The sequence below is a fragment of the Ruegeria sp. BHSA163 genome (genome assembly GCF_059613365.1).
The window spans coordinates 1-18,415 of sequence record NZ_JBXWSJ010000068.1 but is presented as its reverse complement, the minus strand read 5'-3'; the positions used below and the strand labels follow the sequence as shown (position 1 = coordinate 18,415).

Sequence of the window (18,415 nt, the reverse complement as noted above, 5' to 3'; positions counted from 1 at the left end):
CAACCCGACAGGTCCACGATCAGACCATCGGGTGCTTCTTCCGCTACCCATGGGCTGAATTTCCCCGCCCAACGGCGCAACGCGGTCAGAAAGGCCGCTTCGCCTGGTGCATTGCGCGGGCGCGTCACAAGGTCTGCACACATGGCGTGAGCATCGCGCACCGGTTGGCCGATACGCAGACCAGCGGCCTGGGCGTCGGCGTTCAGCGAGGTGACGACCTGCATGTTCGATTGTTCGGCCACCACGGCCAAAGGCCCGGCATGCAGGCCTCGCGCGGCGCGTACCAGCCGTTCAGCCCCCAGACGGGGGAACCACAGGGAAAGTATTCGACGGTTGGGCATCGGCAAGCATTAAATGTTCCTATTTTGTTCTTATTCGAGAATCATGCCCCGAGTCCATGCCTACCCGCAGCTCAGACGTTGAATCACACCGGAGCCGCTCACGTAGACGTTCAACCTGTCGATCCGGTAATCCTGCGTTGCGATGTCATCCGGGCCAAGTACACGCGATCGTTCCGGAAGACTCGCCTGAATGCTGGAAACGGGTTGACCGACTGAATCAGCAAACGGCTCGCCCTTGCAAAAGGCCAGATCCACCGGAGCGTTTTCCGAGATGGAAGAAACATCTTCAGGAATGCTGGTGTCAGCGCAGGCTGCCAGAAGGGCCAAGATCGGGATAAAACGGTGCATTAGCGTACCTCATTCTGACGATGCCGTTTCTGCAATATCAAATAATTAGCCAATCTTCCATCAAAGCGCAGTTGAAAACGCCCGGCAATTGACGCAGGGTCGGGCAAACAGACAGGGAGAAATTCAAAATGCGTACCCGCGCCGCCGTCGCCGTTCAGGCTGGCAAACCTTTGGAAGTGATGGATGTAAACCTCGAAGGCCCCAAAGCCGGTGAGGTTTTAGTAGAGATCAAGGCTACTGGAATCTGCCATACCGACGAGTTCACCCTTTCTGGTGCCGATCCCGAAGGCCTGTTCCCGGCTATTTTGGGCCATGAGGGTGCAGGCGTTGTGGTCGAGGTCGGCGCGGGCGTGACCAGTCTGAAACCGGGTGATCACGTAATTCCGCTTTACACCCCTGAATGTCGGGAATGCGAATACTGTTTGCATCCGAAAACCAACTTGTGTCAGGCGATCCGCGAGACGCAGGGACAAGGTCTGATGCCCGATGGCACGTCGCGTTTCACGACGCTGGATGGTGATCCGATCCTGCACTACATGGGTTGCTCGACATTCTCGAACCACACTGTCCTGCCTGAAATCGCGCTTGCAAAAGTGCGCGAAGACGCGCCTTTCGACAAGATCTGTTACATCGGCTGCGGCGTGACCACTGGTATTGGCGCAGTCATCAACACAGCCAAAGTCGAAATCGGCAGCCGTGCGATTGTTTTTGGGCTGGGCGGTATCGGCCTGAATGTGATTCAAGGCCTGCGTCTGGCTGGTGCGGATCAAATCGTTGGCGTTGATCTTAACCCTGCCAAAGTTGAGATGGCCACGAAGTTCGGTATGACCGATTTCGTTAACCCAACCGAGGTTGAGGGCGATTTGGTTCCCTACCTAGTGAACCTCACCAAAGGTGGTGCGGATTATACATTCGATGCCACGGGCAATGTCGGTGTCATGCGCGATGCATTGGAATCGGCGCATAAAGGCTGGGGTGAATCGATTATAATCGGTGTTGCGCCAGCCGGGGCCGAAATTTCAACCCGCCCATTCCAATTGGTAACTGGTCGTTCTTGGCGTGGAACCGCCTTTGGCGGCGCACGTGGTCGCACCGATGTACCAAAGATCGTCGACTGGTACATGGACGGCAAGATCGAGATCGACCCGATGATCACTCACACCATGGGGTTGGATGACATCAACCATGGATTCGATCTGATGCATAAGGGCGAAAGCATCCGTTCAGTGGTCGTCTACTGACAAGATTGTTGAAAGTTAATCTGGGGGGCGATTTATTTCGCCCCTTCAGCTTGTTTATGAACTTACTTCCCCTTATTTATTTGAGGAATTGCCTTGAACACAAAGACTGCAGAACGACTTGCCGTATTAATAGATGCTGACAATATATCGGCAAAACATGCTACTGAGATTTTTGAAGAAATCGCCCGACTTGGCGAAGCCAGCCAAAGGCGGATTTATGGAGACTTTTCCGGCGGTGCGCCGCAGGGTTGGGAGGCAAACTCACTGGCCGAATATGCAGTTGTCCCGCATCAGCAATTCTCCAATACGTCCGGTAAGAATTCCAGCGACATTGCCCTTGTTATTGACGCCATGGACATCCTGCATACCGACAGGTTCAGTGGGTTTGTACTGGTGTCGTCGGACAGCGACTTTACGCGCCTCGCCAGGCGAATTCGCGAGCAGGGGTTGGATGTTTACGGAATTGGTGAGCGTAAGGCTCCAAAGGCGTTTGTAGCTGCATGTAACAGGTTCATTTATATAGAAAATATTGAAAAGCCAGAATCTGGCCCCCCTAAATCCCAAGAGGCTAGAACTGTGAAGTTAAAACAAGAGTTGAATCATGCATACCAACTAATCCGCAATATTGTTCTAAACACCAATGAAGCCGATGGTTGGGTTAGTTTATCCTTTGTAGGAAGCCAATTGGGAAAGATGTATCCGGATTTTGATTCCCGAACATACGGCTACAATAGACTTAGCGATTTGGTTCGAGCCATAGATCGCTTTGAGGAAAATAATCTCAACGGCGGCTTCAAGATCAGGTGCAAGGAAGGCTGAGACGAAATTGCAGAGTGAAATTCCGGCCTTGCTAGTTCCCCGGCCGTGTTGCCCCCGTGTCTGACCGCGGAGACCGGACTCGCAAAACAGGGGTGTTGGCCGAGGTGGTGTTACTTCGGCTTTCTCGCCAGACCACAAACACACCGGATGCGATGATGACGCTGGCGCCGACGGCGACCCAAACGTCAGGCTTTTCCCCAAAGAATGTCATACCAAATATCGTAGCCCAGATAATCTGGCTGTATTGGCTGGGTGCGACAACGCCAGCTGGCGCCGCGCGATAGGCAAGGATGATCAGGTGCTGTGCTATTACTGAAAAAACGCCAACCATGGCCATCATCCCCAAGTGCAACAGTGAAGGGGGCTGATAAACGGCGGGTTGCGCAATACTCATTACGCCAATGGCAAGCAACATGGGATAGAGGATCAAAACTGCTGATCTTTCCTCGTTCCCGATCTTGCGTACCAAAACCGAAGCAAAGGCGCTGCAAAATGCAGCGGTCAGGGCAGCGACATGGCCAATGGTGATTTCGGTCGCTCCAGGGCGCAGAACAATTAAAACTCCAATAAGGCCTACGCCGACGGCCGCCCAACGCTGAGCCCGGACCACCTCGCCTAGAATAGGGATCGATAGGACAGTAACGATCAGCGGAAACGAAAAAAGCAGCGAATAGACTTCGGCCAGCGGTAAAACGGAAAAGGCGTAAAATGCGCAGGACATGGCTGTAAGCATCAGACCCGAACGAAGCAAAACCAGCCACGGGTGACGCGGCATAAAATTTCCTGTTGTCCGATCAGTCAAGATCGATACTGCCATGGGGACAAATGAAAATAGCGTTGCGAAGAAGATGATCTGCAGCACTGAGTATGTGGCGCCCAAAACCTTGATCAGCGCGTCGTGGCTAGCAAAAACAGCGAACCCTAAAAATGCGAATCCAAGTCCCCTGAGGATTGTATTTTGAGTGCTCATGTTCGAAGCCTCGGGCGATATATCGGCGTTACAGGCGCCTGCTCTAGCAGATCGTCGGATTTTCGGCTGTCTTCGCGTTTGCTTAAACCGATTTTGTCGAGGCGTGTAGCCCCTATTTTATCGCTAACATATCAAACCCGCTATGATCTGGTGTCATCGCAGTATCGGTGGTGCGTCTTTGGGTTGTCGGGCGGATTGGACGCCGGCCTTCATCCCGACTCCGATCCGCCTGGCCAAGGCGACCCACGGTGTGGCAGTTTCCGGCGGTAGCATTTGGTTGGCGACCTCTTCGAACAGGTCTAGCCAATGGGCGAACAATTCAGGTTTCACGTCGGGCCGTTCGATATGGACCCGTTGCGGGTTACCGTCATAGCTGCGTTCGAACAGGATGGCGTTGCGCCAGAAGGCGGCGATCTTTTCCTCATGCGCGTGCCATTCGTGAACATGCTTGTTGAAAACGGGGCCCAGCATCGTGTCCTCGCGTACGCGGGCGTAAAAGGCGTGGACCTGCGCGTTGATCTGTTCAGGCGTTGCCGGGAAGCGCGGAGTCAGGATGGGTCTGGTCATAATGGTACTAATTTAGGCTCTGTACTGGGCCAATACCTGGTTTTGATGCTAGGCGACAGGAGTGGTTTTGTCGCGCGGCTCGGGTGTCAGCAGGTGCCTTAGCAAGGCCACCGGGTGGGCCCGCAGGCTGAGGCGCGTAGCCACGTAATCCTCGACCACCTGTTCACCCAGCGTCATCTGGGGTAGGTAGGCTTCGGGCTCATCCAGCGCCTCGCCCTCCAAATCCAGCGAGAACAACGGCAAAGGTTTGGCGGTTGCTATCGCCTTGGCCTGCCACAAAGCTTCGCGCCGTGTCAGGTTGCATGCGGCGAAAGCATCGGCCTCGGCCAGCCGTTCGATCACCGGCGGCCCCAGCCCGGCGCGGCGCCAGACATCGTCGACTTCGGTGTAACCGTTGCCGCGAGCTGCGGTCAGCCAACTGGCATCTTCTTCGCTTAGGCCCTTGATCTGGCGAAAACCTAGCCGCAGGGCTAGCCCGCCATGGCCGTCGGGTTCCATCACATTGTCCCAGAAACTGGCATTGATACAGACCGGGCGCACCTGAACCCCATGTTCACGCGCGTCGCGTACGATCTGGGCCGGGGCATAGAATCCCATGGGTTGAGAGTTCAGCAGCGCACAGGCGAAGATGCCGGGGTGATGGCATTTGATCCAGGCCGAGGCATAGACCAGCAGCGCAAAGCTAGCCGCATGGCTTTCGGGGAAACCATACGAGCCAAAACCTTCGATCTGTGAGAAACAGCGCTCAGCGAATTCGTCGTCATAGCCGTTGCGCTTCATGCCGCGCAGGAACAGGGCGCGGAATTCACTGACATTGCCATGTTTCTTGAAAGTCGCCAGCGAGCGGCGCAACCGGTCGGCCTGTTCCGGGGTGAAACCCGCTCCGACAATTGCGATCTGCATCGCCTGTTCCTGAAAAAGTGGTACGCCCAGCGTTTTTCCCAGCACCTCGCCCAGTGCATCTGATGGAAAACTGACCTCCTCCTCTCCGTTCCGCCGTCTTATGTAGGGGTGGACCATGTCGCCCTGAATGGGGCCAGGGCGGATTATTGCGACCTCGATCACCAGGTCGTAGAAGTTGCGGGGCCGCATCCGAGGTAGAAAATTCATCTGAGCCCGGCTTTCCACCTGAAAAACACCAACCGAGTCTGCCTTGCAGAGCATGTCATAGACTTTGGGGTCTTCGGGCGGCAGCGTAGCAAGCGTATAGCTGGTCTGGTGGTGTTGCCCGATCAGATCAAAGGCCTTGCGAATGCAGGTCAGCATTCCAAGGCTCAGCACATCGACCTTCAGGATGCCCAGCGAGTCGATATCATCCTTGTCCCAACAAATGACCGTGCGGTCCTCCATTGTGGCGTTTTCTATAGGCACAAGTTCGTCCAGACGCCCCTCAGTGATGATGAAACCACCTACATGCTGAGACAGGTGGCGGGGAAAGCCGTCGATCTCATAGACTAGCATTAGAGTCTGTTTTAGACGACGATCTTCGGGATCAAGGCCGATCTCTCGCATCCTTTCTGCCTCAAGCCCTGAGGCTGAAAAAAAGCCCCAAAGCTGTGATGAAAGCGCCGAGATTGTATCTTCGGTCAAGCCCATGGCGCGGCCGACCTCGCGGATGGCGCGTTTTCCACGGTAGTGAACGACTGTCGCACAAAGGCCCGCGCGTTCCCGGCCATAGCGATCATAGATGTGTTGGATCACTTCTTCGCGACGCTCGTGTTCGAAATCCACGTCAATATCGGGCGGTTCGTCACGGGCCTCGGATACGAAGCGTTCAAAGACCATCGTTCCCATCTCGGGGCTGACCTCGGTGATGCCGAGGCAGAAACAGACGACTGAATTGGCTGCTGACCCGCGCCCCTGACATAGGATGTTGCGCGATCTTGCGAATTTGACGATGTCACGGACGGTTAGAAAATAAGGCTCGTATTTCAGCTTGGCGATCAGGGTTAGCTCATGCGCCAGCATGTTCCTCGCTTTTTCCGACGCGCCCGCAGGATATCGCCATTTAAGCCCTTCATGCGCCAGACGGCGCAGGCGTTCGGTCGGAGTTTCTTGTTCGCTACCTTCGCTTGGATACTCATAGCGCAGCTCATCCAGAGAAAAGGTAAGCTGTTCGCTGAGGTCATGGGCCCGGGCGACAGCGCCCTCATGACCCTTGAAAATGCGCAGCATTTCGGCCTTTGACCGCAGGCGCTGTTCGCCATTGGTCAGCGCCTCGCGACCCAACTCATCCACTTTACGTCGCAGACGGATGGCAGTCAGCACATCGGCCAGCTTGCGGCGGGAACCGTGATGCATCAGTGGTGCAGCGCTTGCGAGCGTTGGTATGCCAATATCCCTTGATTCAGTCTCTAACACAGAGAAAAACATCGCATCTGCGCCGTCATAACGGGGATGCATCAACAGATGTATCCGCCCAGAAAAGTGGCGCGCCAACTGTCGCGCTCGTTTCCGCCAAATACCCGCGCCGCCCGGTGATGGAGCAACCTGTGGCCAGAGCAGTAGGTGGAGGCCGTCTGAGAACTCCAGCAAATCTGCCAGGTGCAGGGTACAGTTGCCCTTTTGGGCACGCAGACGACCCTTGGAAATAATCCGGCACAGGTTGGCCCAGCCCTGCCGATTAAGAGGCAGGGCAGTGACGGTGGGTGCGTCAGTGAAGATCAGCCGCGCCGCCGGAATCAGACGCGGCACCGCATGGATAGGGAAAGAGGGCGGTTTGGGGATGTGACCGGGACAGGGTGGTCCGATCGGAGTATTCTGCGCCTCCCACTCAACCCGCTCGCGCACTTTGCGGGCAATCTCGCGCCCTTGAGTATGGGAACGAACGATTCCGGCTACAGAATTGTCATCAGCAACCGCGATGGCAGGCAGGCCCAGGGTGACGGCACGCTCCATGTACTCCTCGGGGTGTGAAGCTCCGGTGAGGAAGGTAAAGTTCGATGTGATCGACAGTTCGGCATACATACGATTCCATATTATATTCACGTTTTGTTCTTTTTCGAGTCCTTTAAAAAAACTGGTCGCTAAATGACGAACAAATCGAGCAGTTACGTAATTCGCTGCTTTGAAAGGTATCGGGCCGTCAGATGAAAGCCGTCCAAATCGAGTGTCAATTGACGAATATCGTTAAACAGGTCGGAAGTTGCAAACGCGCTATCCCTTTTTTAGAGACTGAAACACAAACAATCCGCGACGCCTTATTTGCGGCCCTAAAGAACCGCCAAGCAGGTAGATCACGCCTAAAGTTTGACTCGATGCATCCCACGGCGCGGCCGATCCTGGTCATCGGCCGGGGGATCATCAGTGCGGCTGGAGGTCAGCGCAAGGAACACATCCTCAAGATCCGCTTCCTCGGTTCGGACATCTCGGATGCGGATATTCGCGGCACGCACAGACTCCAGAACTTGTTCTGCAGTGGTTTGGGCGCTGTGGTAGTGCAAAACGAGGCAGCCATCATCGCGCAGAGCCGGTTTAACGCCTTCCGCCGCAGGTAGAACTGTAACTGGACTGTCTGGGACGATCACCATCGTGCGGCTATCCATACGTCCCAACAAGTTCGCAGTGCTGTCCTGCGCGATTTTTTCACCGTGATTGATAATGGCGATTTCGCCGCACATTTCCTGGGCTTCTTCCAGATAATGCGTAGTTAAGATGATCGTCATCCCTTGTTCATTAAGTTTGCGGATATTTGTCCACAACATCTGGCGCAGTTCGATGTCTACACCAGCAGTGGGTTCATCAAGAACAAGTACTTTGGGGTGATGCACCAGCGCCTTTGCCAACAGCAATCGTCGCCTCATCCCACCGGAAAGCGTACGCGCATAAGCGTCGGCCTTGTCACTTAAGCCAACTAATTCAAGAATTTCATCACTATGGCGTTCAGATTTCGGTACGCCGTAAAGACCGGCCTGGACCTCCAGCGCGCCGCGAGGTGTGAAGAAGGGATCGAGGTTGAGCTCTTGCGGCATAACGCCAATCGCTGAGCGTGACTGGCGCGGGTACTGATCCTGATCAAAGCCCCAGATCGATACGCGACCCGAAGACTTTACGACCAATCCCGCAAGAATGTTAATCAGTGTCGATTTACCTGCACCGTTTGGGCCCAACAGCCCAAAGACAGATCCTTTGGGGACTGTAAGATCGATACCCTTTAGCGCCTGTTTCTCAGGCTCGCCTTTGCTGCCGCGATAGGTCTTGCACAGTCCTTCTATCCTGATTGCCGCATCGCTCATGTGGCTCTTGCCCCCAGTTTGCTCATCGCTCATAAACGCACCTAAAGCATGCCTGTTAAGGCTACAACCAATGAAGGATCACCAGCCGTGACCATCGAAGCGCCGGAAACCAAAATCGTCGAAACTTCCCAAGTTGCCTGTGATGGTGGCGAGGGCGCATTGGGCCACCCGCGCGTTTGGTTGCAAATTCCCGAAGACACTGGTTGGGTCGAATGCCCCTATTGCGACTGCAAGTACGTGTTGAAAGGCCGCGAGTCAGCCTGAATGCAAAATTCGATAGGGTGCTTTGCGCCATAATGACTGTTTCCTGACCGCGACCGTTAAAGGTCTGATCGGCTTGGCGGCCATTTTAAATAGCCGAAGATCATCAACTTAACAAAGTCTTCGCCACATTGAGCACGCCAAAGTCTTGCCGTGATTCAATGGTAAATCGACCCCATATCGATGTGAGAGAGTATGATGACTGAGGTTTCAATCCAAGGCAATCAAAGCCCCGTATTCGGCTGGTTGGGTTTTGGCGTTGCAGCCATTTCGCTTATAGCAGCGCTTTTCGTTTTCTGGGCCGGACCATTTGCGCCCCAGCAATCCACAGGCGTTTCACTAGGAGAGCTTGCGGCAGAGATCGGGAAATCCACCTTACGGGCAGCTGCAGGCATTGAACAGCCTGAACCTATCGCACCAGCACGTGATCTGGATGATTATCTTCGCACAGGCGTCTCGATGTTGGGTGCAACTGCGATTGTCTTGTCGGTCATTGGTCTGTTGCGTCACGAAAGAATTCGCCCAGCCGTCGCCGGTATCGCGATCGGAACTGGTGCGATCCTCTTTCAGTTTTTCGCGTGGGCCTTTTTAGCTTTACTGGGAACGCTCGTTATTATGGCACTTCTGAACAGTTTTTCCGACTTTTTCACCGACACTTTCTCTGGCCTGTTTGGTGGTTGACGCGCGTTCTTGACTGGCCACTTGCCCGACCCTGTGGCAGAACCATCCCTGACTAACAGGGAGAGCGTGTATGAGCAGTTTCGGAAAAGGATGTCACCTGCATCTGATCGACGGATCGGCCTTTATTTTCAGGGCATACCACGCGCTGCCGCCATTAACGCGGAAATCAGACGGATTGCCCATAGGTGCAGTATCGGGCTTCTGCAATATGCTGCAGAAATATGTCGAGGCAAATGACGGGCCAGACGCGCCGACTCATGTCGCAGTGATTTTCGACAAAGGGTCACACACATTCCGAAACGAACTTTATGATCAGTACAAGGCCAACCGAGAGGCTATGCCGGAGGATCTGCGCCCTCAGATGCCACTTACGCGCGAAGCAACGAGAGCATTCAACATCGCCTGCAAAGAGCTTGAAGGCTACGAGGCCGACGACATCATCGCGACACTGGCTGTGAAAGCCCGCGACGCCGGAGGGCGCGTAACAATTGTCAGTTCCGATAAAGACTTGATGCAGCTTGTCGGTGGCGGCGTCGAGATGTTGGATGCTATGAAGAACAAACGCATCGACCGCGATGGCGTCATTGAGAAGTTCGGAGTAGGCCCCGAACGCGTGGTTGATGTGCAAGCTCTGGCTGGAGATAGCGTCGATAACGTGCCCGGCGCACCGGGGATTGGTGTAAAGACCGCAGCTCTGTTGATAAACGAGTATGGGGACCTTGAAACGCTGTTGGACCGCGCTGAAGAGATCAAACAGCCCAAACGCCGCCAGACATTGATTGACAAGCGCGATCAGATCGAACTTTCAAAAAAGCTTGTGCAGCTGGATGAAAATACCCCATTGGATTTCACGCTAGACGAACTAGAGGTAAGGGACCCAGAGCCGGATACGTTGATGAACTTCCTGGCCGAGATGGAGTTTCGCACCTTAACTAAGCGTATTGCAGACAAACTGGGTGTTGAATCGCCGGTAATCCCAGAGTTGCCCGTTGCCGAGGCGGAGGCGCAGGCAGAAGCTATTCCGTTTGACGCATCAAAATACGAATGCGTCCGGGACACCGTCGCTTTGCAAAAGTGGATCGATCAGGCTTACGAGCGGGGCTGGGTCGCCGTGGACACTGAAACGACTGGCCTGAACGAGATGACTGCCGATCTGGTCGGAATTTCGCTGTCTGTCGAGCCAGGTGAAGCTTGCTATATCCCGCTGACCCATCGTGACGGTTCCAGTGATGACCTGTTCGGTTCCGATGCACTTGCCGACGGGCAAATTGCGATGGATCAGGCTCTAACGCTGGTAAAAACGATGTTGGAAGACCCATCCATCCTTAAGATCGGGCAGAACATGAAATATGATGCCAAGATCTTTTCACGCTATGGCGTCAATGTTGCGCCCATTGATGACACGATGTTGATGTCTTACGCGATGCATGGGGGCGAACATGGGCATGGAATGGATACCCTGTCCGAACGCTATCTGAGCCATTCGCCGATCCCTATCAAGCCATTGCTTGGATCGGGTAAGTCAGCGATCACCTTTGACAAGGTCCCGATCGACGAGGCTACAGCCTATGCCGCAGAGGACGCTGACATAACCTTGCGTCTTTGGCAGCAGTTCAAACCGCAACTGCACCAGTCTCAGGTGACAACCGTTTATGAGACGCTTGAGCGTCCGCTGGTTGCTGTACTGGCAAAAATGGAAATGTCCGGCGTCAAGGTGGACCGCGAAGTGCTGTCGCGCATGTCGAACGCCTTTGCACAAAAGATGGCGGCGCTGGAGGCCGAAATTCACGATCTTGCAGGCGAGAGTTTTAACGTCGGATCCCCGGCACAGCTGGGTGAAATCCTGTTTGACAAGATGGGACTTGAAGGCGGCAAAAAAGGGAAAACTGGAAAATACTCTACCGGAGCAGACATTCTTGAGGATCTGGCGACCGAGCATGAATTACCACGCCGCGTACTGGACTGGAGGCAGTTGTCAAAACTGAAATCGACCTATACCGACGCGCTGCAAACCCATATCAACCCAGAAACTGGGCGGGTTCACACGTCTTATTCCATAACCGGAGCAAATACAGGGCGTCTCGCATCGACTGACCCGAACCTTCAAAACATACCCGTACGCACGGAAGAGGGACGCCGCATACGCGAAGCCTTTATTGCCGAGCCGGGGAATGTATTGGTCAGTCTCGACTATAGCCAGATCGAATTGCGCATTTTAGCGCATATTGCCGATATTCAGGCTCTGAAGCAGGCGTTTTCGGATGGGCTGGATATTCACGCAATGACGGCGTCCGAGATGTTCGACGTGCCGCTTGATGAGATGACACCTGACATTCGCCGCCAGGCAAAGGCGATCAACTTTGGCGTAATCTATGGTATTTCGGGATTTGGCCTTGCGCGCAATCTTCGCATACCCCGGGCCGAGGCACAGGGATTTATCGACCGCTATTTCGAACGTTTCCCGGGGATTCGTCGGTATATGGATGAAACCATCTCATTTGCCAAAGAACATGGTTACGTACAGACGTTATTTGGGCGCAAAATTCACACACCAGAGATCAACGCAAAAGGCCCCCACGCAGGCTTTGCGCGGCGTGCCGCGATTAACGCTCCGATACAAGGAACGGCAGCCGATGTAATCCGACGCGCAATGGTAAGGATGCCGGCAGCAATTCAGGGACTGCCGGCCAAGATGCTTTTGCAGGTTCACGACGAATTGTTGTTCGAAGTGGCAGAGGACGCAGTTGAAGAAACCGTTGCCGCAGCACGAAAGGTGATGGAAGGCGCACCGGATCCTGCCGTCAAACTGGATGTAACGCTGACTGTCGATGCCGGACAGGGCGCAAATTGGGCCGAGGCACACTAGAAATCTGTGTTTATTTTTACCCTTTGGACATCCAGCCTAACGTGGTCTGAGTTACGTGGCTTGAAGGTGTATATTCTGCGCTGACCCAACCAGTGTATCCACTGGAGTCCATTAATTCGAACAAGGCTGCGAAGTCTGTTACGCCGTGACCGGGCTCTGAGCGATCCGGAGCTGCGCCAATTTGGGCGTGCGTGATCAAGTCCCTATAAGCATTCCAGACAGCGATAGCGTCCTTATGGATCATATGGGCATGAAAACTGTCATATTGCAGGCCGACATTCGGGCGGTTAACGCGATCCAAAACCTCGGCGGCCAGATCATAATTGTTCAGAAAATACCCGGGCTGCGAAACGGTGTTCAGAGGCTCTATAGTGAATTTTTGTTGCGGCGCCTGATCAGCGGCCCAGCGCAAATTTCGTACAAAGCTATCGAACGCATCGCGTCCGGATGCATAGCCTGACATGACATGAATAATCCCAGATCGCAGAGTCTCAGCGTATCTCAGGACGCGCTGAATATCTGTCCGGAACCGAGCCTCGCCGCCTGGAACAGCTGCAAAACCAGGCTGTCCACCGGTATAATTTGGTGGCGGCCCGTTTATCAACACCAGCTCTAACCCGTTGGCAAGTAGGGCGCGTCGTGTTTCTTTGGCGGCATATTCATATGGAAACAGGATTTCGACTGCGTCGAATCCTGATTGAGCGGCAGCCGCAAACCTATCAAAGTAGGGCAATTCAGCAAAAAGCAGCGAAATGTTAGCAGCAAATCTTGGCATAGACAGCCCCGGTAACAGTGAAGCGAACTTAGCGACATACCGAATTCCTTGAAAGGGCCTGAAAACGACAGATTGTCGAAAATCGACCAGATCAACGGATTGAAATCGAACACGTTCTGTTTATCGCGGCGAATCATTTTTTCGGCGCCGCGTTAGCAAAAGGTCTGACTTCATGGCGATGAGCCCCGACCCCGTTCGCGGGAACCCAGTTGGTTGGTCTGGCGTACGAAAGTCTGCTTTGTCAGGCAACAGCTTAGCTGTGGCATCCATGTTGACCTGGGCCGCGGGGTTTCCGGCGGCAGAGATCCTGTTGCAGACTTGGCCGCCTGTTGCACTGCTGGCTGCAAGGCTGGCACTGGCGGTAACTGTTATGATCCCGATTTGGGCGTTGATTGACGGCCCTAGCCGAGTTGTTGCCGCCCGTTGGGGCCATGCAATGTCTATTGGAGGATTTGGGCTTGGATGCGGAATGTATCTGATCATTCTGGCGCAAAAGCTGACTGACCCTGTCACCGTTGCAATAATAGCATCTTGCGCACCTTTGACGGCGACTTTACTGGAACTTTTTTCAGGCACACGCCGATTAAAGTGGAACTTTGCGCTGGGCGTGATTGTTTCGATTTTCGGCGGTCTGATCGCAACAAGTGCTGTAGCCCCGGCACAATTGGGGCTGGGTGCTATTTGCGCGGTTGTGTCAACAGCGTTATTTTGTTGGGCTAGTATGGCGACAGCTCGGGATTTTCCAGAGCTTAGCCAGACCGGCCGAACCACAATAACTTTTGTCGGCGGGTTATTGATGGCGTCTGCGCTTGTGTTTGTTTCGGCTTATTTCGGTTTTGATGTTTTACCTAAGACAGCTTTTGACGCACAGCAGGCCGGGATGCTGTTGATTTATGCATTGATATCAATGGGCCTTAGCCAAGTGTTTTTTATAGCATCCGTTGGAAAATTGGGTGTAGCCTTATCTTCGTTTCATATCAACATCGCGCCATTTTACGTGATGGTGATCATGGTTGTTTTGGGAGATGAGTGGAACTGGACCCGTGCCTTGGGCGCCGGCATTGTCGCGCTGGCTATTGTTTTGGCGCAAGATCGGGGTGCGCGAGCAACGGTTTAGTCTGCTGCCGGCAGTTGATCAGACGGGATCAAGTCAAAAAAAGCACCATCGGACCAAACACCAAACCAGCCTTCGTTGTGAGTGCCGACTTCGACAAGTCTGTAAAAAGTCTTGCGGTCGATGCGTGCTTCGAGATTTGCGCGAACCAGAATATATGTCGATGGTTCTTCCGTCTCCGGATCAATGACAATTCGGATAGGATGATTGCTTCCTGCCCGGGCAGTGTCGCCAACTTGGGTTACGAAAGTCAGTGTCTGCGCCTCTCCTTCGCCGTTTCTGTCGAAATCAACGGCGATAAACGGCGCGTCCTCAACAGTGATTCCCACCTTCTCGACCGGAGTGACTAGGTAATAGTCGTTGTTTTCTTTCTTAAGAATTGAAGAAAAAAGCTTAACAAGCTCGAACCTTTCGATGGGCGATCCTAAATAACTCCAAGAGCCATTTTTTGCGATCCGAATGTCCAGATCACCACAAAACGGAGGATTCCATAGGTGAACAGGCGGTAAACCGGCGATTTTGGCCGCATTTACTGATGCCACAAGACCATCAGGCGAAGGTTTCACGGGTTTTTGTCCGCTCATTGCTTTTGCCATTTCCTCACAGCGCGATACACTTCAATCATATTCGTCCACGGAAGGGAAACTCATGACCGAACCTGCCGACCTCGTAGCCGAGATCGAAGCGTTGGAAAACAAGTTGCAAGAGGCCAAGTCCTCGATCACCCGGCGCTTTATCGGGCAGGAAAGGGTCGTGGACCTTACCCTGACCGCTCTTTTGTGTGGGGGGCATGCGTTGTTAATCGGGCTGCCCGGTCTTGGCAAAACGCGACTTGTCGAAACGTTGTCGACTGTGATGGGCTTGAATGGCAACCGAATTCAGTTCACTCCAGACCTGATGCCAGCCGATATTCTGGGGTCAGAGGTTCTGGATACGGCAGAAGACGGAAGTCGACATTTCAGGTTTATTCCTGGCCCGATTTTTTGTCAGTTGCTAATGGCGGACGAGATCAACCGGGCCAGCCCAAGAACGCAATCTGCACTGTTGCAGGCAATGCAGGAACGCACAGTCACAGTCGCCGGCGAGGATCGGTCTTTAGGAGTACCATTCCATGTACTGGCTACTCAAAACCCAATTGAACAAGAAGGCACCTATCCGTTGCCCGAGGCCCAGCTGGACCGCTTCCTAGTGCAGGTTGACGTTGAATATCCGGATCGGCAAACCGAGCGAGATATCCTTTTGGCCACCACTGGGGTGGAGGAAGAAGAAGCGCATCAGATTTTCACCAAAGAAGAGCTATTGGCAGCGCAGGTCGTATTGCGGCGCATGCCTGTCGGGGAATCGGTGGTTGAATTAATTCTTGATCTTGTTCGCGCCTTTCGTCCCGAAGAGGATGGCGCGTCCGAGCGTGTGATGGAGACAGTGGCTTGGGGTCCCGGCCCACGTGCTGCACAGGCGTTGATGATGACCGTTCGCGCCCGGGCAATGTTGCAAGGTAGGTTAGCGCCCAATGCCGAGGATGTCTTGGATATGGCTCGACCGGTTCTAAGCCACAGAATGGCGCTGAACTTCGCTGCCCGAGCACGTGGTGACAGCCTTGCCAATCTAATTGAGTCAACCGCTGCCGGATTGGTACGCACCGAGGCAGCGGCGTGAATGCGGCCTTGACACTTCGCGAAAGGTCAGAGGCAGAAGCGTCCCGCTTGCCGCCTCTTTTGGCGCGAGCCGAGCATTTGGCCGGTACGGTTCTGCTGGGCGATCACGGTAGGCGTCGCGCAGGTCTGGGTGATGATTTCTGGCAGTACCGCCCGGCTCAGATCGGTGACAGCCGCAGGATGATTGATCATCGACGCTCAGCCAGAGGTGACCAGCAATTCGTGCGGGAAAGAGAATGGCAAATCGCCCAGTCGATCATGCTGTGGGTCGATCAGGGAGCGTCCATGCGGTTTGCTTCAGACAAAAACCTGCCAACCAAATCTGATCGTGCCCGATTGCTGGGGCTTTCCATTGCGATTTTGTTAGTGCGCGGCGGCGAACGAGTCGGGCTGACGGGCACTTCGTTGCCTCCGCGTCGTGGCAATGCTCAAATAATCCGATTGGCAGAAGCGCTTTCCGAGGACTCCGACGTTGATTACTCACCGCCGGAACACAAAGCTATGATCCCGCACGCCCGCGCTGTGTTCGTTTCCGACTTTCTTGGGCCAATGGCCGAGGTAGAGCTGGCCCTGACAAAGGCCGCCGATCGCGGAGTGCGCGGCCTTTTGCTGCAGGTTCTGGACCCAAATGAAGAGTCCTTCCCCTATCGTGGCCGCACGATCTTTGAAAGCGTCGGTGGGACGACACGGCATGAGACACTCAAGGCCGGAGACCTGCGCGACCGCTATTTGGAGCGTCTCGCCCGGCGAAAAGACGAGTTGACCCGGTTATGCCGCGCCACCGGTTGGCAGCTGGGTCTGCATCACACTTCTGACAGTGCGCAAGCGGCCCTGTTATGGCTTTACCGAGCTTTGGATGGGGGCCCGCGATGACCGTTTTGGCAGGGATCGGGTTTACAGCACCGTGGGTTTTGCTGGGTCTGCTAACCCTGCCGATTCTTTGGTTGGTGTTGCGCGCGGTGCCGCCTGCACCGGTGCGCAGGTTGTTTCCCGCGGTCACGTTGTTGTTGGGCCTCAAAGATGACGAAAGCGTATCCGACCGCACACCGTGGTGGTTATTACTGCTGCGGATGCTGGCCGCGGCGGCGATAATTATTGGTTTGGCGGGTCCTGTACTCAACCCGTCTCGGGATCAGGCCGGATCAGGCCCTCTTTTGTTGGTTCTGGATGCGAGCTGGGCGGGTGCAACGCGTTGGCCATCAGTCTTAGACCAAATTGATGTTCAGCTTACCGAGGCCGGCCGCGCTGGTCGGCCCGTATCGATCTTGCGGTTAACCGAACCGGAGGCTCCAGTATTTCAGGCCGCTGAGACTTGGCGCACACGCCTCCCCGGACTGGTCCCACAACCCTGGCAGCCTGGCGCAACGCAAGTCGAGCAATCCATTCAGGCTTTAGAGCAGGTGGAAGACACTTTTGATACTTTTTGGTTCAGCGATTGGTTAAATTACCCCGGTCAAGAAGAGATTTTGAAGGTATTGCAGGCAAGCGGAGGGGTGACCGTCTTTCGGCCGGCGGCACCGGTTACTGCGCTATTGCCTGCTACCTATCAAGACGGCTTGATCCAGTTGACAGCAATGCGGGCTGAACCCGGCCCGACTGCCAATATCACTGTTCTGGCGCAAGGCCGCGACCCGGCTGGTGCCATGAGAGTGCTGCATTCGGTTGAAATGGTTTTCGAAAGCGGTGAAACAAAAGCGCAGAGCGAATTGGCGCTGCCGTCAGAATTGCGAGCCAGAATAACTCGCTTTGAAATTCAGGGCCAACGCTCTGCTGGAGCGATTACGCTAACGGACGACAGCTTGCGCCGACGTGAGGTCGCTCTGATTGCCGGGACACTTAATCGCGAAGGTTTGGAGCTGTTGTCTCCGCTGCATTACCTAACCCAGGTTCTGCGCCCGACGGCGGATTTTGTGGATGGCGGGTTGCTTGAGGTTCTGCCTGCGAATCCAGATGTAATTGTATTGGCCGATGTTACGCGATTGGCTGAGCCCGAGCAGGAGGCTTTGGTCGAATGGGTCGAACAAGGCGGTTTGTTATTGCGGTTTGCCGGTCCCAGAATGGCAGCAAGCGATCTTGGTCGCGACGAAGAAGATATATTGCTGCCCGTTCGCCTGCGAAGTGGGGGCCGGTCTGTCGGCGGTGCAATGAGCTGGGGAAAGGCCAAGGGACTATCGCCCTTTCCCGAAAACTCCCCATTTTACGGATTGCAGGTGCCAAGCGACGTGAACGTGTCAACTCAAGTCATGGCGCAGCCAGACCCTAATTTGGCTGATCGAGTAATTGCGTCCTTGACGGATGGAACGCCGTTGGTCACGCGAAAAGCGCTGGGCTTGGGTCAGGTGGTTCTGTTCCACGTCACGGCGGACGCGGAATGGTCAAGCCTGCCGCTTTCGGGTCTATTTGTCGAAATGCTGGACCGGCTCGCGGTTGCATCTGCTGCAAAGTCACGACAGGTGGAACAATTGCAAGGCACGACGTGGGAACCTGTTCAGGTTTTGGACGGATTCGGATCGTTGTATGATGCAGGAAGCCTGCCGGGTGT

Annotated in this window: 17 protein-coding genes; 9 read left to right on the top strand and 8 right to left on the bottom strand. The window is 54.6% G+C overall.

The genetic code is table 11. From position 1 onward, the window contains the following. Together AC2FNV_RS20985 and AC2FNV_RS20980 are read right to left on the bottom strand one after the other, a co-directional pair. Window positions 1–341: Y-family DNA polymerase (locus tag AC2FNV_RS20985; RefSeq protein WP_496774384.1), on the bottom strand; the 341-nt coding region annotated here is incomplete at its 3' end. A gap of 60 nt (window positions 342–401) precedes the next feature. Then, complete coding sequence (locus AC2FNV_RS20980) at window positions 402–689, bottom strand: I78 family peptidase inhibitor (protein ID WP_170479650.1); 288 nt, start codon at window positions 687–689, stop codon at window positions 402–404. A 128-nt stretch (window positions 690–817) separates the two neighbouring features. Between AC2FNV_RS20980 and AC2FNV_RS20975 the strand changes: the two genes are divergently transcribed. Together AC2FNV_RS20975 and AC2FNV_RS20970 are read left to right on the top strand one after the other, a co-directional pair. Beyond that, window positions 818–1,930: an S-(hydroxymethyl)glutathione dehydrogenase/class III alcohol dehydrogenase gene (locus AC2FNV_RS20975; protein WP_170479648.1), complete on the top strand. Its 1,113-nt coding sequence runs from the start codon at window positions 818–820 to the stop codon at window positions 1,928–1,930. 93 nt (window positions 1,931–2,023) lie between these two features. After that, window positions 2,024–2,749 (top strand): NYN domain-containing protein, encoded by a 726-nt coding sequence (locus AC2FNV_RS20970; protein ID WP_170602938.1) that lies wholly within the window; start codon window positions 2,024–2,026, stop codon window positions 2,747–2,749. Between the two features lie 31 nt (window positions 2,750–2,780). Here the strand turns inward: AC2FNV_RS20970 and AC2FNV_RS20965 are convergent, their stop codons facing one another. From AC2FNV_RS20965 to AC2FNV_RS20950, 4 genes are all read right to left on the bottom strand, one after another. After that, window positions 2,781–3,719, bottom strand: a complete 939-nt coding sequence (locus tag AC2FNV_RS20965; protein WP_170602940.1) for a DMT family transporter — start codon at window positions 3,717–3,719, stop codon at window positions 2,781–2,783. A 153-nt stretch (window positions 3,720–3,872) separates the two neighbouring features. Further along, window positions 3,873–4,286: a group III truncated hemoglobin gene (locus tag AC2FNV_RS20960; RefSeq protein WP_170602941.1), complete on the bottom strand. Its 414-nt coding sequence runs from the start codon at window positions 4,284–4,286 to the stop codon at window positions 3,873–3,875. Between the two features lie 48 nt (window positions 4,287–4,334). After that, window positions 4,335–7,253 carry an error-prone DNA polymerase gene (locus AC2FNV_RS20955; RefSeq protein ID WP_170603663.1) on the bottom strand — a complete coding sequence of 973 codons (2,919 nt, stop codon included), beginning with the start codon at window positions 7,251–7,253 and terminating at the stop codon, window positions 4,335–4,337. A 275-nt stretch (window positions 7,254–7,528) separates the two neighbouring features. Further along, window positions 7,529–8,521: an ABC transporter ATP-binding protein gene (locus AC2FNV_RS20950; RefSeq protein WP_170603665.1), complete on the bottom strand. Its 993-nt coding sequence runs from the start codon at window positions 8,519–8,521 to the stop codon at window positions 7,529–7,531. Window positions 8,522–8,608: 87 nt separating this feature from the next. On the opposite strand from AC2FNV_RS20950, the gene AC2FNV_RS20945 reads away from it, so the two are divergent. From AC2FNV_RS20945 to polA, 3 genes are all read left to right on the top strand, one after another. Beyond that, window positions 8,609–8,785 (top strand): zinc-finger domain-containing protein, encoded by a 177-nt coding sequence (locus AC2FNV_RS20945; RefSeq protein ID WP_170603667.1) that lies wholly within the window; start codon window positions 8,609–8,611, stop codon window positions 8,783–8,785. 195 nt (window positions 8,786–8,980) lie between these two features. Beyond that, window positions 8,981–9,463: a hypothetical protein gene (locus AC2FNV_RS20940; protein ID WP_170602942.1), complete on the top strand. Its 483-nt coding sequence runs from the start codon at window positions 8,981–8,983 to the stop codon at window positions 9,461–9,463. 70 nt (window positions 9,464–9,533) lie between these two features. Further along, entirely contained in the window at window positions 9,534–12,329 is a 2,796-nt protein-coding gene (gene polA, locus AC2FNV_RS20935; RefSeq protein WP_170602944.1) for a DNA polymerase I, read from the top strand. A 16-nt stretch (window positions 12,330–12,345) separates the two neighbouring features. On the opposite strand, the gene AC2FNV_RS20930 is transcribed toward polA, so the two are convergent. Further along, window positions 12,346–13,104 (bottom strand): hydroxypyruvate isomerase family protein, encoded by a 759-nt coding sequence (locus AC2FNV_RS20930; protein ID WP_170602947.1) that lies wholly within the window; start codon window positions 13,102–13,104, stop codon window positions 12,346–12,348. Window positions 13,105–13,276: 172 nt separating this feature from the next. Here AC2FNV_RS20930 and AC2FNV_RS20925 point away from each other — a divergent pair, with 172 nt between their 5' ends. Continuing rightward, on the top strand, window positions 13,277–14,221 hold the full coding sequence (locus AC2FNV_RS20925) for a DMT family transporter (protein WP_496774378.1): 945 nt from the start codon (window positions 13,277–13,279) through the stop codon (window positions 14,219–14,221). Here AC2FNV_RS20925 and AC2FNV_RS20920 read toward each other — a convergent pair. Further along, window positions 14,218–14,802, bottom strand: coding sequence for a DUF1285 domain-containing protein (locus tag AC2FNV_RS20920; protein WP_254442519.1), 585 nt, complete (start codon window positions 14,800–14,802; stop codon window positions 14,218–14,220). The genes AC2FNV_RS20925 and AC2FNV_RS20920 overlap by 4 nt on opposite strands. Before the next feature lie 64 nt (window positions 14,803–14,866). Between AC2FNV_RS20920 and AC2FNV_RS20915 the strand changes: the two genes are divergently transcribed. From AC2FNV_RS20915 to AC2FNV_RS20905, 3 genes are all read left to right on the top strand, one after another. After that, window positions 14,867–15,874, top strand: a complete 1,008-nt coding sequence (locus tag AC2FNV_RS20915) for an AAA family ATPase (protein ID WP_170602951.1) — start codon at window positions 14,867–14,869, stop codon at window positions 15,872–15,874. Then, complete coding sequence (locus AC2FNV_RS20910) at window positions 15,871–16,746, top strand: DUF58 domain-containing protein (RefSeq protein WP_170602952.1); 876 nt, start codon at window positions 15,871–15,873, stop codon at window positions 16,744–16,746. Before AC2FNV_RS20915 ends, AC2FNV_RS20910 begins: the two co-directional genes overlap by 4 nt. After that, a partial coding sequence (locus tag AC2FNV_RS20905; RefSeq protein WP_496774375.1) for a BatA domain-containing protein occupies window positions 16,743–18,415 on the top strand: 1,673 nt, incomplete at its 3' end. The genes AC2FNV_RS20910 and AC2FNV_RS20905, both read left to right, overlap by 4 nt.

Excerpts from the sequence above, each read along its gene's own strand:
- AC2FNV_RS20925 (WP_496774378.1), top strand. The coding sequence starts at position 13,277 with ATGGCGATGAGCCCCGACCCCGTTCGCGGGAACCCAGTTGGTTGGTCT.
- polA (WP_170602944.1), top strand. The coding sequence starts at position 9,534 with ATGAGCAGTTTCGGAAAAGGATGTCACCTGCATCTGATCGACGGATCG.
- AC2FNV_RS20960 (WP_170602941.1), bottom strand. The coding sequence starts at position 4,286 with ATGACCAGACCCATCCTGACTCCGCGCTTCCCGGCAACGCCTGAACAG.
- AC2FNV_RS20930 (WP_170602947.1), bottom strand. The coding sequence starts at position 13,104 with ATGCCAAGATTTGCTGCTAACATTTCGCTGCTTTTTGCTGAATTGCCC.
- AC2FNV_RS20975 (WP_170479648.1), top strand. The coding sequence starts at position 818 with ATGCGTACCCGCGCCGCCGTCGCCGTTCAGGCTGGCAAACCTTTGGAA.
- AC2FNV_RS20980 (WP_170479650.1), bottom strand. The coding sequence starts at position 689 with ATGCACCGTTTTATCCCGATCTTGGCCCTTCTGGCAGCCTGCGCTGAC.
- AC2FNV_RS20950 (WP_170603665.1), bottom strand. The coding sequence starts at position 8,521 with ATGAGCGATGCGGCAATCAGGATAGAAGGACTGTGCAAGACCTATCGC.
- AC2FNV_RS20940 (WP_170602942.1), top strand. The coding sequence starts at position 8,981 with ATGACTGAGGTTTCAATCCAAGGCAATCAAAGCCCCGTATTCGGCTGG.
- AC2FNV_RS20920 (WP_254442519.1), bottom strand. The coding sequence starts at position 14,802 with ATGAGCGGACAAAAACCCGTGAAACCTTCGCCTGATGGTCTTGTGGCA.
- AC2FNV_RS20915 (WP_170602951.1), top strand. The coding sequence starts at position 14,867 with ATGACCGAACCTGCCGACCTCGTAGCCGAGATCGAAGCGTTGGAAAAC.
- AC2FNV_RS20955 (WP_170603663.1), bottom strand. The coding sequence starts at position 7,253 with ATGTATGCCGAACTGTCGATCACATCGAACTTTACCTTCCTCACCGGA.
- AC2FNV_RS20965 (WP_170602940.1), bottom strand. The coding sequence starts at position 3,719 with ATGAGCACTCAAAATACAATCCTCAGGGGACTTGGATTCGCATTTTTA.